This is a genomic window from Methanosphaera sp. ISO3-F5 (assembly GCF_034480035.2).
In the GTDB taxonomy this organism is placed as follows: Archaea; Methanobacteriota; Methanobacteria; order Methanobacteriales; family Methanobacteriaceae; genus Methanosphaera.
Window position 1 is genome coordinate 2233691 of sequence record NZ_CP118753.2, and the last position, 23651, is coordinate 2257341.

The following is a 23651-nucleotide window of genomic DNA, read 5'->3' on the forward strand; positions in this document are numbered from 1 at the left end:
AGCCTGTGTCCCGAGAGAGAAACAACTCAGACTTTGGTTAAGGTCCCTAAATGCCGGATTAGTTTAAGGGAGTCAATAGCCCTAGACAGTGGGGAGGTGGGCTTAGAAGCAGCCATCCTTTAACGAGTTCGTAACAGATCACCCATCGAGGTTATTGGCATCTAAAATGGAAGGGGTTAAGTCGGCTACCGATACCAATGAACACAGATTTGTTGTCTGTGATTTTGTAGATAGGCGTCCTGTTGGATTTGAAGCTGGGGTGTGAGTTCCAGTGGATCTTGCAGGAATGTGGATCCTGGTAGTAGTAGCAGCAAAGTAAAGTGTGAATCTTTATCGCCGGAGGGGCTAGGGTTCCTTGGCAATGTTCGTCAGCCAAGGGTTAGGCGGTCCTAAGGGTAACGGTAAGTCCAGTTATTCGAAAGGGATACAGGTTAATATTCCTGTCCTGCACAATTTATACGGTAACGTTTATGTGACCATTTTTGACACTTTGTGATATGCCTTGTAAGATTGTCGTCTTATTCAAGCTTTGTAAGCTGAGGGAGAACTGTAATAGTGAGAACTTGGTGTATTTGTGATGAGCTGCCTGTTTTTTTGGGTGGTTGTTGGTTTAGTCATGGAGTCCTTGAAAAGAGAATGGTTGTTTTGGTTGTGTATCCGTACCGAGATCCGACACAGGTGCCCCTAGTTTAGTAGACTTAGGCGTGTTAGGGTAAACCAGCTAAGGGAATTCGGCAAATTAGCTCCGTAACTTTGGGATAAGGAGTGCCAGCTATGTGTAGTAGCTGGTCGCAGTGACTAGGGAGGTTCGACTGTTTAATAAAAACATAGCTCCCAGCTAGCCCGTAAGGGTGTGTACTGGGGGCGACACCTGCCCAGTGCTGGCACGTGAAGCTGGGGTTCAACCTGGTGAAGCGCCAGTAAACGGCGGGGGTAACTATAACCCTCTTAAGGTAGCGAAATGCCTTGCCGGACAAGTACCGGCCTGCATGAATGGTAGAACGAAATCTCCACTGTCCCTAGCTGGAACCTAGTGAACCTGCTATTCTGGTGCACAAGCCAGAGACTTCTATTGGGAAGCGAAGACCCCGTAGAGTTTTACTGCAGTCTGCTATTGAGGCTTGGTTGCAAGTATGCAGCGTAAGTAGGAGACTTCGATGCCATGTCGTCAGGTGTGGTTGAGTCGTTCATGAGACACTACTTTCTTGTGACTGTGTCTCTAACACAGCTAGTATGGGTTGTGGACATTGGTAGATGGGCAGTTCGGCTGGGGCGGTACGCGCTTGAAAAGGTATCAAACGCGCCCAAAGGTTGGTTCAAGTGGGACAGAGATCCACTGTAGAGTGTAAGGGCATAAGCCAGCCTGACTGTATTTCGAATAGTAAGAAATTCAGAGGCGAAAGCCGGGCCTAACGAACCTCAATGTCCTCGTCGATGGGGGCTTGAGATGACAGAAAAACTACCTCGGGGATAACTGGGTGGTCGCAGGCAAGAGCCCATATCGACCCTGCGGCTTGCTACTTCGATGTCGGTTCTTTCCATCCTGGGTGTGCAGCAGCACCCAAGGGTGGGGCTGTTCGCCCATTAAAGGGGAACGTGAGCTGGGTTTAGACCGTCGTGAGACAGGTTGGTTGCTATCTAATAGAAGTGTTTTGTTGCTTGAGCGGAAGGTGGTTCCAGTACGAGAGGAACGAGCCGTCGGTGTCTCTGGTCTACCAGTTGTCTGATAAGGCATTGCTGGGCAGCTACGCACTATGATAATAAAGGCTGAAAGCATCTAAGCCTGAGGTATTCCGTGAAAATAAGCAGCTTTTTTAGGGTATGAGTAGAAGACTTGTTTGATGGGGCTGGGATGTAAGCTTCGAGATTTTTTCGAGTTGTTAAGTCCGCGGTTTCCAACACCCGATTTTTCACAAATTTCATATTAAATATAATTTCAAGCATTGGCAATTATTTTGTTATGGGATGACTGTATTGTGTTGTTCTGTTGTGCATGGATTGATAGTTTGGCATGAGATTATTGTGTTATTGGCTTTTTCTTTATTCTAGTTAGGTGTATTCAGTATTTGGTTATTATTAGTTTTTTTTCTGGGTATTTACATTTATCGATTTTATCTGGTACGGCGACCAAAGCGATAGGGTCACATCTGATCTCGTCTCGATCTCAGTAATAAAGTCTATCTACGTTCTGTTTTGTACTATAGGTGGTAAGCTTATGGGAATTTCGGAAAGTTGCCGGCCTTTAATATTTACTTTACTTGTTTTATTTTGTGTTTTTATTTGGAATTTATTATGTAGTTTTTTCTGATTTTTGTAATGAGTTCATGCTTCTATTTTTTTTTCATTAAATTTTAATACTATTTAATTCATACTTTTTATTATGGAGGTTATTTTTTGTTATATTTTATAGGTTTAGGATTATATAGTGAAGATGATATTTCTTTTAAAGGATTCAATGCTTTGAAGAGTGTTGACTGTATTTATGCTGAGTTTTATACTGCTAAATTGATGGGGGGTAATATTGATAATTTAATTAGTAAGGTTGATGTACCCTTCGTAACATTAAAACGTGAAGATGTGGAAGATCGTAATGTGGTTATTGAGGAAGCTTTAACTAAGGACATTGCTTTTGTTGTTGCTGGTGATCCTCTGATGGCTACTACTCATACTGAATTGTATGTTGAAGCTGTTAAGAAAGGTGTTGAAACTAGAATTATTCATGGTAGCAGTATTTTTTCTGCAGCTCCTGGTTTAACTGGTCTTCAGGCTTATAAGTTTGGTAAAACTACTACTGTTCCGTTTCCGGATGAAAATTTTTTCCCTCATTCTCCATATGATGTGATTAAATCTAATAAGGAACTGGGATTACATACTCTTGTGTTATTGGATATTCAGGCTCATAAGGATCGTTTCATGACTGTTAATCAGGCTTTACGTTATTTGTCTAAAGTTGAAAGTGAACGTGGGGAAAAAGTTTTTACTGATGATACTATTGTTGTTGGTCTTGCCAGGGCTGGTAGTGATAAGCCTCTAGTTAAGGGTGGTACTGTTTCTGAGGTTATTGATTTTGATTTTGGTGGACCTCTTCATTGTTTGATTGTTCCGGGTGATTTGCATTTTGTTGAAGCTGAGGCTTTGATTACTTTATCAAATATTTCTGAGGTATTACTCAAAGATTACTTATAAATTCGTAGCTTTTAAATACTTGTATTGATAAGTATTAATTATATAATAAAAAATTTTTTCGATGTGATATAATAATTTATGAAAATCAATAGAAGGGTTTGAATTGAATTTTACAGACAGTGATACAATAGATTTAATTAAAGGTAATCATATTTCTCATGATTTGTATAAAGATATTCAATTTGTACATGATAAGTCTACTAATTTTTATAGGGTTATATGTACTAAACATGATAATTCGCTATGTAATGTCTATATTGGGTATGATGGTTCAGCTGCTCGTCGTACTTATAATCGTATTATAGCATCTTCTGATGGCGATTACTAAACTTTTTATTTTAAATTTTTTATTATTCTTTTTTTTCCTTTAAAAAAATAGTATAATGTTATTTTTTTGGAGTTTATTATTTTTTCTAGTATAGTTGTGTGTATTTTAGAAGGTATTTCTGATAGTTTTTATCCATTAGTCTGTGTAGTGTCATTAGTTCTGGATTTGTTGTTGCTCTTTGTTCTGTTAGGTTTCGTAGTGTTTTGTTTTTCATGTTTTCTCTTACTTCTTTTATTGTGAATTCAAGTTGTTTCATGTTTTCTTCTAGTATGTTTTCTGTTATATTGTATTCTTCTGTGTAAATGTTGTTGTTAGTCATTAGATGATTATTTTTTGCTTCATATATTGCCCTTGAGTTATCAAATATGTCAATTCCCAGGTATGTTAGAATAGGTATTATTTGTGTTGTTGCAAAGGGGAAGTATAATGATGTTGTTGGTTTTATATTTTCTCTTGTTTCAATTATTATTTCCAGTAAATCTTGGGGATTTCTTTGAAGTTCATCTGTATTTGCAAACATTAATGTTGTATATCCTTCTTTTTCTAGTTTTTGTGCACAGTTTACTCTTAGATCAGTATATTGTGCTCCTTGGATTACGCCTATTTTGTCTTTGTTTGTTTCTTTTTTTGCTAAGTCTATTGTTTGTTCCACATATTCTTCTGCTATTTCTTTCTGTATCTTGTAGGGTGTTGCAATATTTTCTATTTTTTTTACTTCTTTGTAATCATATAGTATTGGTGTTGTTTGATCTTCTATTTTTCCTAGTCTTGCAGGACCATCATGTGAATTTATTTTTATCATTTTATGAGCTCCATTTTTTTTATATTAGTTTTTTTTATTGTTTTACAGAAAAATTAGCATAATCCTTTTTTTTAGTTAATATTTATAATATATTTTCTTGTATAAATAGTTTTAATCTTCCAATATACTAGATTTTATTTCTTATTTATAGTATTTTTATTTCTTATATTATTAAATACTTTCTTTTTCTAATTATAATTATAAAGTATTACTTTTTAAGTATTTATTTAATAAAATAAATATTGTTTAATTTTTTTTCTAATAAGTGAATATTGATTTTCTATTTTATTCCTCATTAAACATAGTTATTGATAAATTCCATTTTTTCATTTATTTGTAAAATTGGTTCTTTATAGTTTATAATTTCAAAAATAAGAATCATTAAGTAAATTATATAAATAAAAGGATACTACTAATTAATTAATTAAGAATTTAGTATTTGATATATTTCATTATAAATATTAAGTTTTTAATTATTAAACAATTCAATATACAGGGAGCGAAAAATTATGAATAAATGCGCAATATTTCTGTTTATAACAGTAATTCTCATAGGATTAACAGTAGTTTCTGCAGAAGAAATTGCACAAGATACTCCTGACACAACAACAGTAACAACAACACAAACTAGCACACAAACCCAGTCACTACAAACAAACACACAACAAAACATTCAAAAAGAACACTCGTTAAAGAACATAGAAACAACGAAACAGAGTGAAGTAACAAATATTAGCCATAAACAGGAAAAGTCAATCCATAAAACACAGAAAAATATTAAATCAGCAAGCCCAAGTGAAGAATTAAGTACTATAGAATTAAGTACAAAAACAAAACTTGAAAATGCATTCGCACAAGCAAAAATAGAAATTGATAATGCTCAATCAACATATGACAAAGAACAAATACCTGAATCAGTGAAAAAAATAGTTAAACAAATAACAGATGAAGCAGCAAGAGCAGAAACAATTTATAACGCAAGTCATGATGAAACATTATTGCCAGTAATAACCAATATCAGAAACCATGCAGGATATGCTGATTTACTAATAAATCCTCAGAAATTAACTGATCCAGTATTGGCTGAAAAGTATAAAACACGTCCTTTAGATAGGAAAAATGGTAAATATGATCTATTAACTATTGTTGCACAGAAACTAAACAATACTCAGGAATCAGTTTATATTAACTTAACCAGTGATGAATTCCAGAATTTATACAATGATGTAGGGGAAATACATCACCCTGGTGAATATGATAGGTATGGTCATGTACAATTAGTTAATAAAACAAAATTTGTCCAGGTTACTAATGAACCTGAGAACTTTGAACTAATACCATTCCCATTAGCAAGAATTTATCTGGAAGGATTTTATAACAAAGGAGTATACTACACCTACACATTCGCAAGCAGTGCAAACGGTACAGGATGGTACCATGTAGATGGTTCTACACTTACCAAAGCAAGATATAAGAATTATACTACTAATAATATTGTTTATGGTAATTCAGGTATAGTTTTCTGGAAAATGCTAAAAACAAACAATCCAGATATGAAATATGTTTTAACTGATGAAAGATACTATCCTGATATTGATGGACATCCACCTGACAACATGCCAAAAGAAAACAATGACAACAATGGTATATACTTTGTAGGATATGTAATTAAAACAGAAACTGGTGGTATACACATAGATGGTGTAATTGTAGAATATCGTGTACCCGAACAAACATATGATGTAAACTTCACAGCTAGAAAAGTATGGAACGATTCAAACAATCAAGACGGTCTACGAACAAATACCGTTACAATACAATTATTAGCTGATGGTGAAAGATATGGGGATAACATAGTATTATATGCAGGAAATAATTGGACATATAATTATGTAAACTTGCCACGATACAATAAGAATTATCAGGAAATAAATTACACCATCAATGAATTAAATACTCCAACAGGATATAAAGCATCCATTAACAATTATGTTGTAACCAACACACACATCCCAGAAACTAAGAATATAGAAGTGTTCAAAGAATGGAATGATGATAACAACCGTGATGGAATAAGACCAAAAAGTATAACCGTAGATTTATATGCAAACAATGCATTAAAACAAACAGTAGTAATAAACAATACTAACTGGAGATACACATTCAGAAACCTCCCAGTATACAACAATGGAAACAAAATAAATTACACAGTACGTGAAAGAAACGTGAACAGATACACTACAAATATACGAAACATAAACAATGAATACATCATAACAAACACTTATATTCCAGCAACAAGAAATGTAACAGTCAATAAAAACTGGAACGACAACAATAACCAGGATGGAATAAGACCTACCAGCATAACAGTACAACTACTAAAAGATGAAACACCATACCAAAACCCAATAAGACTAACCAGGGACAACCATTGGACCTACACATTCAGAAACTTACCAGTAAACGAAAACGGAAATCCAATAACATATAGGATAATAGAAACAAGTATGCCAGAAGGATACACAGTAACAAACAAGGGACTAACAATCACAAACACACACATACCAGAAACAAAAGACATAGAAGTACTGAAAGAATGGGATGATGATCATAACAGGGATGGAATAAGACCCAGCCAAGTAACTGTAAACCTATTAGCTGATGGTGAAGTTATAAATACTGTTACACTAAACACTGCAAACTCATGGAGACATGAATTTGAAAACTTAGACGTTTACAGTAATGGAAGAAAAATCAATTATACCGTTCAAGAAATCAGAGTAAATAATTACACCACTACAATAACAGAAGTTAACAATGAATTCACCATACTAAACAAACACGTACCCCTCGTCAAAGAGGTTAATGTGATAAAAGTTTGGGATGATCATGACAACGAACATCAATTAAGACCAGACTCAGTGCAAGTACAATTATTTGCAGACGGAGAAAAATATGGTGAAACAACCACCCTTACCTCTAACGGAAATTGGAGACACACATTCACAAACCTACCAGTAAACTTTGACGGAAAAGAAATAATTTACGTAGTAAAAGAAGTCATACTACCAGAAGAATACTATAACACCATAAACGTAACAGGAAATACTATAACAATAACAAACATATTCGATCCAGAACATGCACACGTAAAAGTAATAAAAGAATGGGATGATAATCACGACAGTGATAAACTCAGACCAACATCAGTACAAGTACAATTATATGCAAACGGAGAAAAACAAGGAAACCCAGTAACACTAAGCCAAGCAAACTATTGGAGACACTCATTTGATAACCTGCTCAAATATGTTAACGACGAAGAAGTAAATTATACCGTTCAGGAAGTAACACCAGTAACAGGTTATACCAGTGAATTAAAAACACTTGCAAAAAATGAATATGCAATAGTAAATAAACACAACCCAGAAACAATCAACATAACAATCAACAAAGTATGGGAAGATGACAATAACCGTGACGGAATAAGACCAAACAATATCCAAATAGTCCTACTAAGTGATGGAGAAGTATATGAATCCAGAACATTATCCGAAAGAAATGGCTGGAAATACACATTCACAAACTTAAACAAAAACTTTGATGGTAAAGAAATAGTATACACAGTCGCAGAAATAGGATTAACTCCAGGATACATAACAACATACGATGGCTTCACAATCACCAACAAACACACACCAGAAACCATAGAAATAAACGTTGTAAAAGAATGGATAGCTAATTACAACCAGGACGGAATAAGACCAGAAACAATACAAGTACAACTAAACAAGAACGGAATAGCAACACAAAATATCACATTATCCGACAATAACAACTGGACACACATATTCAAAAACCTACCAAAATATGAAAACGGAGAAGAAATCAGTTACACAATCACAGAAACACCAGTACCACAATACACAACCACAGTAACAAATGAAAACAACAAAGTAATAATACGAAACGTACACATTCCAGAAACTATTAACATAACAATTAATAAAGTCTGGAAAGACAACAACAACCAAGACGGAATAAGACCCGACAGAATACGCGTAGCATTACTAAGAAACGGTGAAGAAATTGACAGAGTAACACTATCCGAGAACAATAGCTGGAAATACACATTCAAAGACTTAGACAAAAATTATAATGGAAAACCTATAAAATACACAATAGACGAAATAGGAATACCAACTGGATACAAAGTACAATACAATGGATATACCATAACCAATATACACACACCCGAAACAATGGATGTGATCGTGATTGTTGAATGGGATGACCTAGATGATATAGATGAGATCAGACCAGAAAATGTGACAATCACACTATATAAAAATGATGAACCTATCAAGAATATAAGCATTTCACCAGATGATGATTGGAGAACAATCTTTGAAGACTTACCAATATATGAGAATGGAACACCAATCAACTATACTGCAGATGAAATATTACCAAATGGTTACACAAGAACCATAGAAATAAACGGCAACGAAATAATAATCACAAACATACACAGACCAGAAGAAATCAACATAACTGTGAAAAAAGTTTGGGATGATGACAACAACAGAGATAAGCTAAGACCTGAACTCATCACCATACAGTTATTAGCTAACGGAGAAAAATACAGGACAGTTACACTAAGAGCTATAGACCTATGGGAATACTCATTCACAAACCTACCTAAAACAAAGAAAGGCGTGGACATAGTATATACCATTAAAGAGTTAGATAATATTAAAAATTACACTACAAAAATTAATGGATACACAATAACAAATGTTCACACTCCAGAAACTGTTGATGTGAAAGTTAACGTTGAATGGGACGACCTAGATGACCAAGATGGTATCCGACCAGAAAATGTGACCATTATCCTGTATAAGGATGATGAACCTATCAAGAATGTGACTATAACTCCTGATGATGATTGGAAAACTATCTTCGAAGACTTACCAAAATATGAAAACGGAACACCAATCAACTACACAGCCGATGAAATATTACCTGATGGTTACACAAGAACCATAGAAATAGGTGATAATGAAATAAACATCACTAATATTCACAGACCTGAAACAATAGATGTGAAAGTTGATATAGTATGGGATGACCTTGATGATCAAGATGGTATACGACCTGATACAGTTACTGTTATCTTATATGAAAATGGTAAGCAAATCAAGGATGTTGTAGTGACAAAAGATAACTGGAGCACAATATTTGATAACTTACCTAAATATAAGGATGGTAAACTAATCAAGTACACTGTTGATGAAGTATTACCGGATGGTTATACCAGAACAATTACAGCTGATGGCAACCATTTCACAATAACTAATATTCACAGGCCAGAAACAGTAGATGTTCCTGTAAGAATTGAATGGGATGACCTTGAAGACATTGATGGAATAAGACCTGATACAGTAACTTTAGTCTTATATGCTGATGGAAAAGAAGTTAAAAAGATCACGGTTTCACCAGATGATGACTGGAATATAATATTTGATAACTTACCTAAATATGATAATGGTAAATTAATCAAGTATACCGTTGATGAAATAACACCAAATGGTTACACTAAGACAATTACTGAAGAAGACGGTGGATTCGTAATAACTAATGTTCACAGACCACAACTTGTATGGACTTGGAAATTGGTTGAAATCATACCAGAGAATAAACCAATTGATAGACCTGACAATCCATCAGATGATAGGCCTGCAAGAATAAATGGATACAGATACAGTTCATATAATACATGGAATGTACAGTCAAGATACTATAAATATTCAAGATACAATGGATACAGGTATAACTGGTACAGATCTAGTGGGTACCGATATAACAGGTACAATGGACATGGTCATAGCATACCATTATTCACTAAATACCTTTACAGGTTATACATACAATTGTATAATGAGTACTTATCAGGAAAAATATCATTTGCAGATTTCATAGTTATACTGTCAAAAGAAGGATTAGATCCTGAAATAGTTCATTTCAACGAAAATGGTACTATAACAATAGATTATGAAGATCTTGAAGATGTACCTGATTCAATAACTGTTGAATATAAAAATGATGATATTCCTTCAACTAGTGATGATATTAACACAACTAATCCTGATAATTATGACAAACCAGTAATTGATGCGGGTGAAGTAAAAGTTCCATCATCTACACAACATTCCAATAATGGTGATAGCAGTAGTAATGTTGCAAGCATTAATAGTGCTAGTAGTAGTTCTTCTGGCAGTAATAATGCTGGAAGTTCTGCTCCAAGTGTTTCACAATCAAGTGCAGATGTAGAAGAATAATTAAAAATTTTCTTTCATTTTTTTTCCTTTTTTTTAGATTGATGTATTAATACTCTATTTTTCAATAAACATGTTATGTGGTTTTTCCAATTAATAGGAAATATTACTCAGATTAATTAATTACTAGTTTTATTTAAACTTTATTTTTGCTCATTATAGAAAAGTTAATGTTTAATGTTTTTTAAATATTTAATCAAAGAAGTATTATTTTTAGGTGTATATCATCTTTTTCTAAAAGAGTGGTATCTTTAAATATTTATATGAATTATTATATTTTTTTTTATTGTTTGAGTTGGATTATTATGAATATTGATAAGCTAGTTGGTAATACGCCAATGATTAAGATTGACTATGAATATGAAGGAAAAATAAGCAGCATATATTCTAAGCTTGAATTTTATAATTATTCTGGTAGTATAAAAGATAGGATTGCATTGTATATTATTCAGAAAGAACGTGAAAATGGTAATTTAAGCGAAGGTCAAAGTATTGTTGAAGTAACCAGTGGAAATACGGGTATAGCGTTCAGTGCTATTGGTGCACTTTTTGGACATGATGTTCATATTTTCATGCCAGATTGGGTGTCATTAGAAAGAAGAAAATTGATTGAAATGTATGGTGCACATGTACACCTAGTTTCTAAAGAAGAAGGCGGATTTAAAAGAGCACTTGAATTGGCTGAAGACTTTGCTAATGAAACAGGAGCATACAGGCCACTACAATTTGATAATGAATTAAATGTTGAGGCACAATATAAAACTACCGGTCAAGAAATCATAGATGAGTTACCTGGAGTGAATGCTTTTGTTTCTGGTATTGGGACTGGTGGAACTTTGATGGGTGTTGGAAAAAGATTGAAAGAAAACAATCCAAGTTCAAAAGTTTTTGCCTTGGAGCCTTCCACGTTATCTATTCTTAAAATGGGTATGGAAGAGGGCAGTCATATGATTGAAGGAATTGGTGATGATTTCATACCGGGCATAGTGGATGAGGATTTGATTGATGATATTGTTTTGATTGATGATTGTGATGCTATTAATATGGCTAAACTTATTGCTAAGGAGTTTGGGTTGGGTATTGGAATTTCTGGTGGTGCTAATTTCTTGGCTAGTGTTTTGATGGATGATGATGATTTAAGGATTGCCACTGTTTTTCCTGATGATAATAAGAAGTATATAACTACTAAGTTGTCTGAAGATATTGATAATAAGCCTGGTTTATTTTCAAACAAGATTAAACTGATTGGTTTCGAAGTGTTATGATATATTTTTTTTTACTCCCACAATGGTGTTACCTTTAGGGTAACACACTTCTCTTTTTTTGATACCTTTAAATACTATACAAATAAATTTAATAATAGAAGTTTATAATTAAGAGTAAATTTCTACAAGTTAACTATTAAACATTTATCTAAAAATGATTGGTGAATTAGGTGCATCAATCATAATCCATCAATATTGGATTATAAAAAAAATTAATTTATATTATGTATTTATCAATGGAGTGAAAATATGTCTTTATTAAATGATAGTGAATACTTAATTACTGAAAAAGATATTGATCCAACATTCAAAGAAGAAATCATGGCAAACGGATCAGACAGTTTAGCAATCTGTTACCAATGTGGTACATGTTCAGGAGCATGTCCTTCAGGTAGAAGAACCCCTTACATGATCAGAAGATTAGTAAGAAAAGCATTAATGGGAATGAAAGAAGATGTTATCTCAGATGATGCACTTTGGATGTGTACAACCTGTTATGAATGTCAAGAAAGATGTCCTCGTGACATAAAAATCGTAGAAATTGTTAAAGCAATCAGAAATGTAGCAGCACACGAAGGTTACATGGCAAAAGCACACAAAATGACTGGATCATTTGTAGCAAAAACAGGTCATGCAGTACCTATCAACGATGCAACAAAAGCTTTAAGAAAAGAAATTGGATTATCAGAAGTACCACCAACAACTCATGCAGATGCAGCAGCATTAGAAGAAGTACAAACTTTAATCAAAGCAACAGCATTTGATGAATTAATTGGATATGACTGGGCTTCCGGTGAATTAAAAGAATAATTTTGAAGATTTAATAGGAGGATATTAATATGGCATATGCTTATTTCTTAGGATGTATTATGAACAACAGATACCCTGGAATTGAAAAATCAACCAGAGTAATGATGGACAAATTAGGTGTAGAATTAGCAGATATGGAAGGAGCTTCCTGTTGTCCTGCACCAGGTGTATTCGGTTCTTTTGATAAAGAAACCTGGGCAACAATCGCAGCAAGAAACATAACAATTGCAGAAGATATGGGAGCAGAAATATTAACCGAATGTAACGGATGTTTCGGTTCACTCCACGAAGCTAACGACTTATTAAAAGAAGATGCAGACCTAAAAGGTAAAGTAAACGCATCACTCTCAGAAGTAAACCGTGAATTCAAAGGTTCAACCGGTGTAAGACACTTCGCAGAAGTATTATACAACGATGTAGGTCTAGAAAAACTTGCAGAAGTAATGGAAAAAGACTTAAACTTAAATGTTGCAGTACACTACGGATGCCACTTCTTAAAACCAAGTGATGAATTACAAATAGACAACCCTAAAAATCCAAAAATCTTAGATGAACTTGTAGAAGTTACTGGAGCTAAATCAGTACCATACGCAGACAAAATGATGTGTTGTGGAGCAGGTGGAGGTTTAAGAGCAAGAGACAAAGCTGTAACAACCAGTTTCACCAAAGAAAAATTAGACAACATGTCAGCAGCTAACGTAGATGCTATCGTAGATGTATGTCCATTCTGTCACATGCAATTCGATGTAGGACAAACTGAAGTTAACGAACAATACGGAACAAACTTTGCAATTCCTGTATTACACTTAGCTCAATTATACGGATTAGCAATGGGCTTATCACCAGAAGAATTAACACTTGACAAACAAGTAGTTGATCCTACTGAATTAGTTGAAAAAATGAACACACCTAAAGAAGCAGCAGAATAAATTAAGTGTTCCTATAATATAACTTTAACTAGTTATATTCCTTAACCACCCCATTTTCATTATTAGAAAATTACTGTTTTTAAAAGAATTTTTCATGAGTTATAGTTTTATAGTTAAAGATGTTATTTATTTAAAAAAAGAGTAAAAGTAATTGGTATTAATTCTATAAGAAGAGATTCATTCATTTAAACGAATCTTCTTATAGGTGTTGTATTATTTTTAGGGTACTCTGCCTGGTTTTATCTGTTTTTTAATTAGTATTCCAAGATAAGTTAATGCTCCTGATACAATAATTGCTAGTAATGTAGGGCCTAGAACTATTGAATCAACATATCCTGTTAGTGTATATGTTATAAATCCGGCAAACCATGCAAACATGTTCCAATACCAATTATTTGTTTTATTTTCTTGTTTTGTACAGTAATATGAAATTAATAGAACTGCTGCCATTGGTGCAAATACTGATGATATAAGGTATAAGAAATTAATATAGTAATTCATTATACCTGATATTGCGAGTATGGCACTTATTGCACTAACAATTATACCTACTATTTTGGGATTAAGTTTATTATATATGACTTTTGCAGATTCTCCTGCTGAATTTGCTGCCATGAAGTTTGTGGTGACTGTGGAAATTACTATGATTATTATTCCTGATATTCCCAGGTTTGCTAGTAGGATTGCTTGTGCGATGGTAACTGTTGGTCCAATATTTGCAATTTCTATTCCTATAAAGTACATCCATATGCTTGCTATTGTATATGCTAGTGCTGATATTAATGTTGCTTTAAGTGGTTTTTCAGCATCTTTGGTGTAGTCTGATATTACGGGTAGCCAGGATATTGGCATGGCTATTGATATTTCAAAGATATTCCAGAAGCTTAGGGGGTTGTTGTTTATCGGTTGTGTTATTGGTAATATGCTTGTTGGGTTTATGTTTAATAATTTTATTGATAGTGCTGCTAGTAATATTGTGAGTATTATCATGACTACTGTTGTGATTTTGGATATGCGTTGGAGGCCTATATATACGTATATTGCTATTAGTATTGCTAGGATTATGCATATTGTTGGGAATGATATTGGAAGATTTAGGCTGGTTATTGCGGTTGCTCCTTGTGCGTTTAGTACTGCGACCCATGCTACTAGTTGTAGTACGTTTAGTGTTGCGAAAAATTTTGCTCCGTATTTGCTGAAGGTTTTTGTTGTCATTTCCATTGCATTTGTTCGTAATGATGCTCCGATGTATCCTACTAGGAAGAGTAGTATTCCTCCTAGTATGTGTCCTAGTATTAGTGGTAGCCATGATGAACTTATTGTGGATGCGTTTCCTATTCCTATTCCTGCTTCTATTTCTGATACTGATATTGCTACTCCAAACCATATTATTGCATTTGTTAATAGATTTGTGCGATTTTTCATTTTGTTTCCTTTTATTTTTTGTATTATTATTTTTTTTTGGGTTCTATTATTATATTCTTTTGGCTTCTATAAAAATATAACTATTGTTATAAAAGTTTGGATAATCCATAATATTAACTATTATAGAATATAAATATAATATAAGAAAATAAAATTAAAATTAAAGAAACAAATAAAATATAAATTAATATTAATATAACTCTTAGGAGATTTTTTTTATGCAGAAATTTATTGTAGAATTAATTGGAGTATTTACTCAAAAAGACCTACCAGAAGATTATGAAAAATTTGTTGAATACAAAGCAACCATGTTAAACAGAGAAGTTTCCGAAACTGATAAAATAGCCGTATTAAAAGTTAAAGATACAACAAGTTACCAAATATTATTCCTAGATGACTATAACTCTATGGATGAAATAGATAAAGAAATTGATGAAACATTAGACGGTAAAATTTACAACTTTAACATTAGAAAAATATTAGAAGGTCATCTCAATGGCTAGTCAAGAATTACAAGACCCGTTAGAACAGAGATGGGTTGTTCTTGATCATTTATTAAAAATTTTGAATAAAAAATATGATGTTCCCAGTGGAGTAATTAAAAATCTTCAATATGCCCGATCATTAACTAGCTTTTATCTTCAAGATCCTACAGAACCTGATCGTGCCAAGGAATTACCCAATATCGATTCATTACTCAATAATGCTGAAACAACTTTAATGGGTATGGCAGGTATGGAAGGAGAAGATTTTGTTGCTGAGTGGGAACAAAAGTTATTAGATGCTTCTAAAGGTAAAGAAGTTTTCAAGCAATCTAAGATTCAATCAAAATTTATACCTGGTATGCCAGCAAATTTTGATTTTGTAAGATTTAACTTCAAACAACCTATTCATGAGGAACGGTTCATAGAAATATGTGAATACGAAAATGTTATCATAGAATTTGATGATAATGATTTGTCCGTTTTTGTATTCGGCGAAAATGATAATATTCAAAAAGCATTAAAGGAGATGGCTCCTTTTTATGCTGAACAATTATCAGAAATATGAATTAAAATTTCATTCTTTTTTTATTTTTTCTATTTTTTTCTTATTTTTTTTAAAATAATACATTTTTTTCCGTAAAGTCTATTAATATTAAAAAATATAACATAGTTTATTGATATTTAATTAGATGGAGTTATTTTTAAAATGAAAATTTTGATGATTACTGATATTCATAGTAATCCTAAAAAAATATATGATTACTTAGATGAAAATTCTGTAGATGAAATAATAGTTACTGGTGATGTAACAGAGTTTGGTCCAGAAGAACTCTTCGTAGACACTTTGGATAAACTTACAGACTATGCTAATGTTCATGCATTATTTGGTAACTGTGATCCAAAGAATTCACCAGAATTACTTGACAAATCAAAAGCAATAAATATACATGACAATGTCTCAAACATAAACAATATAAAACTAGTAGGATTTGGTGGCTCAAACCCAACACCATTCGACACAACAAACGAATTCTCTGATGAAATATTATACAATGAATTAAATAAATACTCCGAAGAATTATCATCAGATTCTTTCACAATACTAGTAACACACGCACCACCACTAAACACAAACGCAGACAAAATAGAATCAGGAGCACACGTAGGAAGCAGTGGAATAAGACAAATAATAGAAGAAACACAACCAACACTAAACCTATGCGGACACGTACACGAATCAATAGGCCAAGATAAAATAGGAAACACCACAATAATAAATCCAGGAGACGCATCAACAGGACACGCATGTATAATAGAATTAAACGAAGATGATATCCAAAACAAAAACTTAAATATTCAATTAATAACCATAGAATGAGGAAAAAAATCATGTCCAAATTTAAAGAAGAAGACGTATACATTTTTAACCCAGAAAGAGAATGCATGAGCAGAGAAGACCTAAAAGAACTACAATTAAGAAGATTACAGAAAGTAGTAAAATATGCATACGAAAACGTGGAATTCTACAAAAAACTATACGATGAAGCAGGAGTAAAACCAGAAAACATAAAAACACTAGAAGACATACAAAAACTACCATTCATAACAAAAGATGACCTAAGAAAAACATACCCATTCGACTTACAAGCAGCACCAAAAGAAGACTGGGTAGAAGTACATTCAACAAGTGGAACAACAGGAATTCCAACAGTAGCAGCATACACCCAAAAAGACATAGAAATCTGGGGAGAATGTGTGGCACGTGGACTAGCAAGTGTAGGAGTACATAAAAATGATGTAGTAAATGTAGCATATGGATTCGGATTATTCACTGGAGGACACGGAGCACAATACGGAGCACAAAAAATAGGAGCACTAGCAGTACCAATGTCCTCAGGAAACACCCAAAAACAAATGAACTTCCTCAGAGATTTCCCTGCAGATTTCCTCTGTTGCACACCATCATATGCACTATACTTAGCAGAATCCTTCGAAAAAGAAGGCATAGACCCAAAAACAATTCCACTACGGGGAGGAGTATATGGGGCAGAAATGTGGACTGAAGAAATCAGACAAAAACTAGAGAATAAGTTCGGCATATCCGCACAAAACATTTACGGTTTAACAGAAGTAATAGGCCCTGGAGTGTCAACAGAATGTCATATTAAAGATGGAATGCACATCGCAGAAGATCATTTTTACCCAGAAATAATTGATCCTGAAACATTAGAAGCACTACCTGAGGGTGAAGAAGGAGAAATAGTATTCACTTCACTTACAAAAACAGGAATGCCTGTAATAAGATACAGAACAAAAGATTTAACTTCATTAAACTATGATAAATGTGAATGTGGAAGAACAACAGTACGTATGAGTAGAATTACTGGACGTAGCGATGACATGCTTAAAGTTAAAGGAGTAATTGTATTCCCTAAACAAATTGAAGAAGTCATTATGAAAATGGATGAACTATCTCCAGCATATCAAATAATAGTATCAAGACCAGGTACACTTGACCAAATAGAAGTACAAGTGGAACTTGACCAAGCCAACTTTACAGATTCATTAATTAACTTAGCTACTTTCAAACAAACTATAGCTAAGAAAATCAAGGAAGCAATTGGTATTGGTGTTAAAGTAACATTAGCAGAACCATACTCCTTACCAAGAAGTGAAGGAAAAGCAGTAAGAGTAATTGATCAAAGAGATTTTAGTTAGGGATGATAAAAAATGGCAATAAAACAATTATCAGTATTTTTAGAAAACAAACAAGGAAGACTTTGGAAAGCATTAAACACATTAAAAACAGAAAACATTGATATAAGAGCATTATCTATTGCAGATACATCCGATTTTGGTATATTGAGGATAATAGTATCTGATACTAAGAAAGCTAAAGAAGCACTTGAAAAAGAGTTTGCAGTAAGTATTGCAGATGTACTTGCAATTGAGGTTGAAGATCAGCCGGGTGGATTGGAAGCAGCTCTGTTATTATTAAATGATAATAATGTTAATGTTGAATATATTTATGCTTTTGTTGAAAAGAAAACTTCAAAAGCATTGGTTGTTCTAAGAACAGAGGATAATGAGTTATCGTTATCTTTATTAAAAGATAATGGTTTTTCAGTTGTTGAAGATGAAGCATATACAATATAATTTGTATATGCCCTTTTTTTATCTATTTTTTGTAGAATTGATTTGGGGTATAATTGTATCCATTTTTTATGGCTTCTTGTATGAAGTTATTGCTTTTTTTGCATGATTCGATGATGTCATATTTTTTGATTAGGTTGCTTGTTATTGCTGTTGAGTATGTGCATCCTGTTCCATGAGTATTTTTTGAGGGTATTAGTTTTCCTTCAATATTATGAATTTCATCTTCATAGTATAAAATGTCATTTCCGTTAAGATGTCCTCCAGTAATCACAACATTAGTCTTTTTACCTAAATATTCTGCAACACTTTTCATGTCTTCTTCGTTACTTATTTGTTTTCCAGATAACTGTTCTGCTTCATGTATATTTGGTGTTATTAAATATGATTCTTTCAGCAAATCTTTCTTCAAACATTCAGGATAATCCAGCTTAGTTAAATCACTACCACTCTCACTAATCATAACAGGATCAACAACAGCCTTAACACCATACTCACGAATCTTACCAGAAACTAACTTAATAATCTCACTAGAATACAACATACCCGTCTTAATATACTCTATAGGATAAACACTTAAAACCTGATCAATCTCATCACATAAAACATCCAAGTCAACTTCCTGAATATTTATCACACCAAAAGGATTTTGAGCAGTAATACAGGTAACAACACAATTAGCATAAATTCCATGCGCATGAAACGTCTTACAATCAGCAAGAATACCCGCACCACCCGAAGGATCCAACCCCGCAATACTAAGTGAACAATTATCTCTCATCTCGTGTGACATTCAATCTCTCCCTTCCATGATTACTTGAAACCATAATATTAATACTTCTAAGAAATTCATAAGTATAAGTACCAATACCATGCAATAATAACTCCCCTAAATCCTCAGGAGTATTCATATCCAAAGAAACATAAAACGATTCAATAAGATTTATGGACATACCTAATTCACTAGCCAAGTTTATATGTTTAAAATAACTCATATCACCAAAACAGGCATGGAAATCAAATTCATTATTAAAACATAACAAATTAGTTCCACCACCCTTAGAAGGACTAATAATCAAATCATTATCCATACTATGAAGTGTAGCAACATGTTCCTCTTTAATCATAGGAATATCAGATGGTAAAATAAGAATATCATTGCATGGAAACCTGCCCTTAACATCCTTTATAGCATCATTCAATGCATGGTTTAAAAAATCATCATCATATACTTTTTCACGGATGAAATTCACATTTAATTCATCCGCATATGTCTTAACATTATCATCCCGGCTGACAATGAAAATCTCATCAACCTGCTTACGGATAACAATAACAATATCCTTCAACATAACCTTCAACAATTCAATTCTTTCACTAGGACTTAAAAAGGGTGAAAGTCTAGTTTTAGAATCTTCAAAACATGAAACTGGTATTATTGCAATTAAATTTTTCATACATATTATTTATATAAAAAATTATTAAAATAAGTATTTGAAAAGAAGAGAATTTGATGGAAAACTATTAATTAAATGTTAAATATTTGTCTAACGTAGACTGCTTGGACTTATCTAATTTGTCATGAATAGTCTTCTTAGTTAAATAAAGTTCCCTGATTTTATCATTCATATAATCCCTGTCTTCACCGGATAACATTTCATCTAATGTCTTGAATGATTTAGAATATGAAACCATGAAATTATTAATTTCCATACTATCCCATGCTTTCTTAAACTCTTCTTTTAAATTAAAATCGCCCTTAAATAATAATAAATTAATATTATCAATATTTGTCTTACTAATAGGCTGATAATAATTATAAGAAGATTCATCAAGGAATAATGGGTTTAAACCAATAATAAACTTTTTTAACTCAAAATATAATCCTTCAGTCAGATCATTATTCAATTCATTTATAAATGCAAGAGCATTAATACTATCCGTATAAGCCTTATTATCCTTCTTCTTAACACTAGAATATAAATGTTCCTTCAGAAACTCCTTACTAACCTCAGTAATGCTGCCATCATGACAATTAAGAAAATCTTTAAACTCATAATAATAGAAATTTTTAAGGAATAAATTATAAAACTCAATATCTTCATGAGACTCAATAAATTCCAAACCCTTATCAGAGATAGAATACTCCTTATCTAAAACACTGCTTGAAGGAACATACTCCTTAATCCTATCAACTAATTCAGACTTATTACCAGTAACAGTCAAATGATTATCCTTCAAAATATTCTTCAAATCATTAACCTTCAACGAATTAAGGTACTCATCAACTTCTTCACTACTGGATTCATTACTAATATAACCCTCATTCAAGACTAAATTCTTAATATAATCAGGCTTAAAATCATAATCAATCTTAATGATACTATTAGTTAATTCAATATTATTATTCTCTTCAAAAGTACGGATAAAATCATAAATACCCACATTCTGAAAAGCTAAAATATACTTCTCTTTATCAATGCTTGACGGATCATATAATGAATTCTTAGTTTCATCAATTTTATTAAAATAATCAGACAATTCCCTCTCAGATTGCTCCTGATTTAACTTCTTAAAATCCTCAAAATCTGGTTTATCAGAATAATCCTCATTAAATGAAGCATAACTTTGTTCAATATTGTTAATAAACTTATCAATAATTTGCTTATTATTTTGCACATGCTTTATAATATTAACATAATACTCATCATCAATATTTGCACGTTTTTCCAGACAATCATACCTTTCATTATCCTTATCTGATGACTTAGAAATATAAACAATTTCCTTTTCTTCATCAACAATAATCACTGAACCACACAAATTATAATCATAAACATTAGTAGAATATGTAAAATCACTATACTCAACACTATCACTACCATAAATATCAGTGATGGAAGTAGAAGGAACATCTAACATAATAGAACTAACAATAAGATTATTACCAATATCCTTAGCAAAACCATACTTAATAAGAAGCTTCATAACAAAGGATGGTGGATCAAAAATACTAATCTCATTTCCTTCTTCATAAGTATGGTTAATTTCATCAAAAAACAAACCTCTCTTACGAAATTCAGGTAAAATATACGTGGAAACAAGGGATAACTTGGAAACACTATTAATAATAGTGTAAGCACAAAATCCAACAACTTTCTTCTTAAAAACAATTTCCTTAAAATAAGTACAATGATTAACCTTAACCTTATATCCTGTATCAAGCATTGACTGATACAAATAAGCATATCTAGTTTTAAGGGTTTCTTCAATATCAACCGCATCAACCATTCCATCAACAGAAATGGTCTTACCAATATTATCTTCCCTAACAATACAATTAAACTTAACCATATATACAACCTAATTATACTATATGTTTCAAGTTACAAATAAGATTTATCATAAATATGAATTTTTAATAATTACAAAAAACAAATACAATAATAACTAAAACATAAATTTAACACAATAAAATCAAAGAAAAAATCAATATAATCAAAAATTTGGTGAGTAAATGAAAAATTTCAGTGAATGGTTTCATAACATATTAGAAGAAGCAGAACTAATGGATGCAAGATACCCAGTAAAAGGAATGAGCGTATGGCTCCCAAGAGGGTTCAAAATAAGAAAATATTCCCTACAATTACTGGAAAAACTACTGGACAAAGAACATGAAGAAACACTATTTCCAATGCTCATACCAGAAAGTGAACTGGCAAAAGAAGCAATACATGTAAAAGGATTTGAAGAAGAAGTATACTGGGTAACCAAGGGAGGACTAAGAGAACTCAACGAACAATTAGCACTAAGACCAACAAGCGAAACAGCAATGTACCCAATGTTCTCATTATGGGTAAGATCACACATGGACCTTCCAATAAAAGTATACCAAACAGTAAACACATTCAGGTATGAAACAAAACACACAAGACCACTAATAAGAGTAAGAGAAATAACAACATTCAACGAATCACACACAGTACACGCAACAGAAGAAGAAGCAGAACAACAAGTACAAACAGGAATAGAAATATACAAGGAATTCTTCGACGCACTAGGAATAGCATACTCCATAAGCAAAAGACCAGAATGGGACAAATTCCCAGGATCAAAATACACCATGGCATTCGACACAATAATGCCCGACGGAAAAACACTACAAATCGGAACAGTACACAACCTAGGAACAACATTCGCAAAAACATTCAACATACAATTCGAAAACGAAGAAGGAGAACACGAATACGCACACCAAACATGTTACGGACTATCCGATAGGGTAATAGCATCACTAATAGCAGCACACGGAGACGAAAAAGGACTTAAACTACCACCAGTAGTAGCACCAGAACAAGTAGTAATAGTACCAATCATATTCAAGGAAAAAGAAGACATAGTACTAAACTTCACAGATAAACTAGAACAAACACTAAAAACAGCAGGCATACGAACAATACAAGACAAACGAGACATACGACCAGGTAAAAAATACTACGAATGGGAACAAAGAGGAGTGCCACTAAGAATAGAAGTAGGACCAAGAGACATAGAAAACGGTTCAATAGTAACAATAAGAAGAGACAATGGAAACAAAGAATTCATAGACTACGATGAAAACACAATAACACAAACAATACAAAACATACTCGATGACATCACAAAAGAATTAAAAACAGCATCCAACAAATTCCAGAAAGAAAAAACATACCACGTAGAAACACCAGAACAAGTAAAGAAAACAATAAACAAAAAAGGCGGAATAATCACATGCAACTGGTGTGGAAACACAGAATGCGGAAAAGACATGGAAGAAAAATATGACATAGACATACTAGGAACACAAGAAGCACAAGTAGAAGGAAACTGTGTCAATTGTGGCGAAAAAGCACAACATAAAGTACTAATATCAAAAACATACTAACGA

Annotated in this window: 15 protein-coding genes, 2 rRNA genes and 1 pseudogene (1 of these 18 cut by a window edge); 13 read left to right on the plus strand and 5 right to left on the minus strand. The window is 32.8% G+C overall.

What is annotated here, in order from left to right:
- From PXD04_RS21605 to dph5, 3 genes are all read left to right on the plus strand, one after another.
- Positions 1 to 1919: ribosomal RNA gene (locus PXD04_RS21605) — 23S ribosomal RNA — on the plus strand (it extends 1109 nt beyond the left edge of the window).
- Between the two features lie 200 nt (positions 1920 to 2119).
- Positions 2120 to 2241, plus strand: a 5S ribosomal RNA gene (rrf, locus tag PXD04_RS21610).
- A gap of 153 nt (positions 2242 to 2394) precedes the next feature.
- Positions 2395 to 3186, plus strand: a complete 792-nt coding sequence (gene dph5 / locus PXD04_RS21615) for a diphthine synthase (protein ID WP_323736869.1) — start codon at positions 2395 to 2397, stop codon at positions 3184 to 3186.
- A 413-nt stretch (positions 3187 to 3599) separates the two neighbouring features.
- Here the strand turns inward: dph5 and PXD04_RS21620 are convergent, their stop codons facing one another.
- Positions 3600 to 4316, minus strand: a complete 717-nt coding sequence (locus tag PXD04_RS21620) for an archaeosine tRNA-ribosyltransferase (RefSeq protein WP_323736871.1) — start codon at positions 4314 to 4316, stop codon at positions 3600 to 3602.
- A 509-nt stretch (positions 4317 to 4825) separates the two neighbouring features.
- Between PXD04_RS21620 and PXD04_RS21625 the strand changes: the two genes are divergently transcribed.
- The 4 genes and pseudogenes from PXD04_RS21625 (at position 4826) to hdrB (ending at position 13661) form a co-directional block, all read left to right on the plus strand.
- A complete protein-coding gene (locus PXD04_RS21625; protein WP_323736872.1) occupies positions 4826 to 10660 on the plus strand; it encodes a Cna B-type domain-containing protein in 5835 nt (1944 codons plus the stop codon).
- 302 nt (positions 10661 to 10962) lie between these two features.
- Positions 10963 to 11922, plus strand: a complete 960-nt coding sequence (locus tag PXD04_RS21630; RefSeq protein ID WP_323736873.1) for a cysteine synthase family protein — start codon at positions 10963 to 10965, stop codon at positions 11920 to 11922.
- A 351-nt stretch (positions 11923 to 12273) separates the two neighbouring features.
- Positions 12274 to 12732, plus strand: a pseudogene (gene hdrC, locus PXD04_RS21635) (CoB--CoM heterodisulfide reductase subunit C); the annotation flags it as partial.
- A gap of 29 nt (positions 12733 to 12761) precedes the next feature.
- Positions 12762 to 13661, plus strand: a complete 900-nt coding sequence (hdrB, locus tag PXD04_RS21640) for a CoB--CoM heterodisulfide reductase subunit B (RefSeq protein ID WP_323736874.1) — start codon at positions 12762 to 12764, stop codon at positions 13659 to 13661.
- A 219-nt stretch (positions 13662 to 13880) separates the two neighbouring features.
- Here the strand turns inward: hdrB and PXD04_RS21645 are convergent, their stop codons facing one another.
- Entirely contained in the window at positions 13881 to 15086 is a 1206-nt protein-coding gene (locus tag PXD04_RS21645; RefSeq protein ID WP_323736875.1) for a cytosine permease, read from the minus strand.
- A 218-nt stretch (positions 15087 to 15304) separates the two neighbouring features.
- On the opposite strand from PXD04_RS21645, the gene PXD04_RS21650 reads away from it, so the two are divergent.
- From PXD04_RS21650 to PXD04_RS21670, 5 genes are all read left to right on the plus strand, one after another.
- Positions 15305 to 15589 (plus strand): DUF749 family protein, encoded by a 285-nt coding sequence (locus PXD04_RS21650; RefSeq protein ID WP_323736876.1) that lies wholly within the window; start codon positions 15305 to 15307, stop codon positions 15587 to 15589.
- Positions 15582 to 16136 (plus strand): DUF2096 domain-containing protein, encoded by a 555-nt coding sequence (locus tag PXD04_RS21655; RefSeq protein ID WP_323736877.1) that lies wholly within the window; start codon positions 15582 to 15584, stop codon positions 16134 to 16136. Before PXD04_RS21650 ends, PXD04_RS21655 begins: the two co-directional genes overlap by 8 nt.
- 141 nt (positions 16137 to 16277) lie before the next feature.
- A complete protein-coding gene (locus PXD04_RS21660; protein ID WP_323736878.1) occupies positions 16278 to 16949 on the plus strand; it encodes a metallophosphoesterase in 672 nt (223 codons plus the stop codon).
- An 11-nt stretch (positions 16950 to 16960) separates the two neighbouring features.
- Positions 16961 to 18289 carry a phenylacetate--CoA ligase gene (locus tag PXD04_RS21665; protein ID WP_323736879.1) on the plus strand — a complete coding sequence of 443 codons (1329 nt, stop codon included), beginning with the start codon at positions 16961 to 16963 and terminating at the stop codon, positions 18287 to 18289.
- 12 nt (positions 18290 to 18301) lie between these two features.
- Positions 18302 to 18727 (plus strand): acetolactate synthase, encoded by a 426-nt coding sequence (locus PXD04_RS21670; protein WP_323736880.1) that lies wholly within the window; start codon positions 18302 to 18304, stop codon positions 18725 to 18727.
- 22 nt (positions 18728 to 18749) lie between these two features.
- Here PXD04_RS21670 and thiD read toward each other — a convergent pair whose 3' ends face one another.
- The 3 genes from thiD to PXD04_RS21685 all read right to left on the minus strand — a co-directional run bounded on the left by thiD (position 18750) and on the right by PXD04_RS21685 (position 22078).
- Positions 18750 to 19517: a bifunctional hydroxymethylpyrimidine kinase/phosphomethylpyrimidine kinase gene (gene thiD, locus PXD04_RS21675; RefSeq protein WP_323736881.1), complete on the minus strand. Its 768-nt coding sequence runs from the start codon at positions 19515 to 19517 to the stop codon at positions 18750 to 18752.
- Entirely contained in the window at positions 19495 to 20181 is a 687-nt protein-coding gene (gene cofC / locus PXD04_RS21680; RefSeq protein ID WP_323736882.1) for a 2-phospho-L-lactate guanylyltransferase, read from the minus strand. Before cofC ends, thiD begins: the two co-directional genes overlap by 23 nt.
- A 67-nt stretch (positions 20182 to 20248) precedes the next feature.
- A complete protein-coding gene (locus PXD04_RS21685; protein WP_323736883.1) occupies positions 20249 to 22078 on the minus strand; it encodes an SAP domain-containing protein in 1830 nt (609 codons plus the stop codon).
- Between the two features lie 163 nt (positions 22079 to 22241).
- Here PXD04_RS21685 and proS point away from each other — a divergent pair, with 163 nt between their 5' ends.
- A complete protein-coding gene (gene proS / locus PXD04_RS21690; protein WP_323736884.1) occupies positions 22242 to 23648 on the plus strand; it encodes a proline--tRNA ligase in 1407 nt (468 codons plus the stop codon).
- Positions 23649 to 23651: the final 3 nt, after the last annotated feature.